Genomic DNA, 1,500 nt, shown 5'->3' with positions numbered 1-1,500 from the left:
TATGAGCAGCAACTGGTCACTGGAATCATTGCGCCTATCTATCTTCACTGCCGATCAGCCAAAGGGCACCGAGGCAGATTGGACCTTCCTCACTGGCCAAGACGAAGCTGAAGTTCGGCAAAACGTGCCAGGCGGCAAGGTCTATGTTGGCGATTTTGGACTTGGTCGGCTGACCTTGGGATTTGGTCCAAACAGGGTCGACGTGATTATGGGCATCAAGGCCGATTTCGCCGAAGACGCCGCCGTCCCGGCATTCGCGGAATGGGACGCAGGAATTGATGAATTCCAATCGGTAGCGTCGAAATTCCTTGCCAATTTTACCCATCCGGTGGCACGTCTGGCACTTGGATCCGTAATGTTGCAACAAGCGCCCGACGAGAAGAGTGTGAATTCGATCCTTAGCGGATACTTGAAGAGTGCTAAAATTCAGCCGGACACTGAAGATTTTTTATATCGCATAAATTCCCCGACGAGGAGCAACATACTGCCGCTAAAATTGAACCGTATTTTGAGCTTGGGGTCTGTGAAGATACAGAGGGGCTCAATTAGAGTTGGCGGGAATGAGGCTGGAATTGTCATGGGTGGGCAGGTTTTTGCTGCGCGCCTTGAACTCGATCATAGTACCGACGCAGCCAATGCGTCGCCATTGGATCGATCGCTTTTGGTGCCTATATGGGATGAACTGGTTGGCCTCGGTCGCCAGAATGTTGAATCGGGTGAACTGTGATGAGTGCGCTAGCCTTAATCGGGGAAGATAGTGGAACGCGACCTTCCTATGTTCCCAAGCAGCGCCCGGGCTCAGCTATCCCGCCATCCGCTAGAACTACTCCTGCTGTCCTAGAAACGATGGCAGGGAGGGTTTGTTTTTTGGAAGAGTTGCCCCTCATTGGCTGGGGACCCCTCACAGGCAGTGCACTGCCACCAAACGTCAGTACGGTATGGCCCGAGTTGTCTGTGTGGGAGAGAACTCTCTATCCGAATACGGTTTCGGTAACGGACCATTTGCCTTGGTTCGCGGACCTATCTCTGCCCAATTTGGTGATAGGGCACTCGAATCCTGCAAACACTTATGAGATTCCCGCGTTCCCGAAGATTTCTGCTCCGGGCGGGATGGCTGGTTTTGCTTCGAGGCTTTGGGAGGCAATACCCGCTGGTGTCAGATTACCTTCGGTATGGGCGGATGATGGGGAGATCGCTTTCGAATGGAAATGGGGGGAGCGCCACGCGATCCTAAGCATCGAGGAAGATGGGACCGTTGGCTACGCAATTTATCGTGGCGGTCAATTCTCGCCCGGGCGGGAGAGAGCGAATCTGGAAGTCTTGCCTGCCGATTTGCTCGATTATTTGCGAGAGACGTAAGCCGCAAAGAGTGTCCGAAAGAACTCACCAAGCAGAGTCCGTTTTCTTCAGGCGTGGTTAAGAACCGCGAGCCGATTGTCTACGCATTGATTGACCCGGACCAGATCGAAAGCGGCAGCATCAAAGCAATCCCGAAGGAGC

At 53.4% G+C, this 1,500-nt stretch carries 2 protein-coding genes; both read left to right on the top strand.

Annotation, left to right across the window (positions count from 1 at the left end; genetic code table 11):
- The coding region (locus EN906_RS37590; RefSeq protein ID WP_127269583.1) for a hypothetical protein at nt 1-727 on the top strand (727 nt) is incomplete at its 5' end.
- A 475-nt stretch (nt 728-1,202) separates the two neighbouring features.
- The coding region (locus EN906_RS37870) for a hypothetical protein (RefSeq protein WP_206529253.1) at nt 1,203-1,500 on the top strand (298 nt) is incomplete at its 3' end.

This window comes from Mesorhizobium sp. M7A.F.Ca.CA.004.06.1.1, assembly GCF_003999135.1.
Classification (GTDB): Bacteria; Pseudomonadota; Alphaproteobacteria; order Rhizobiales; family Rhizobiaceae; genus Mesorhizobium.
This window is presented reverse-complemented; position numbering and strand designations above follow the sequence as displayed.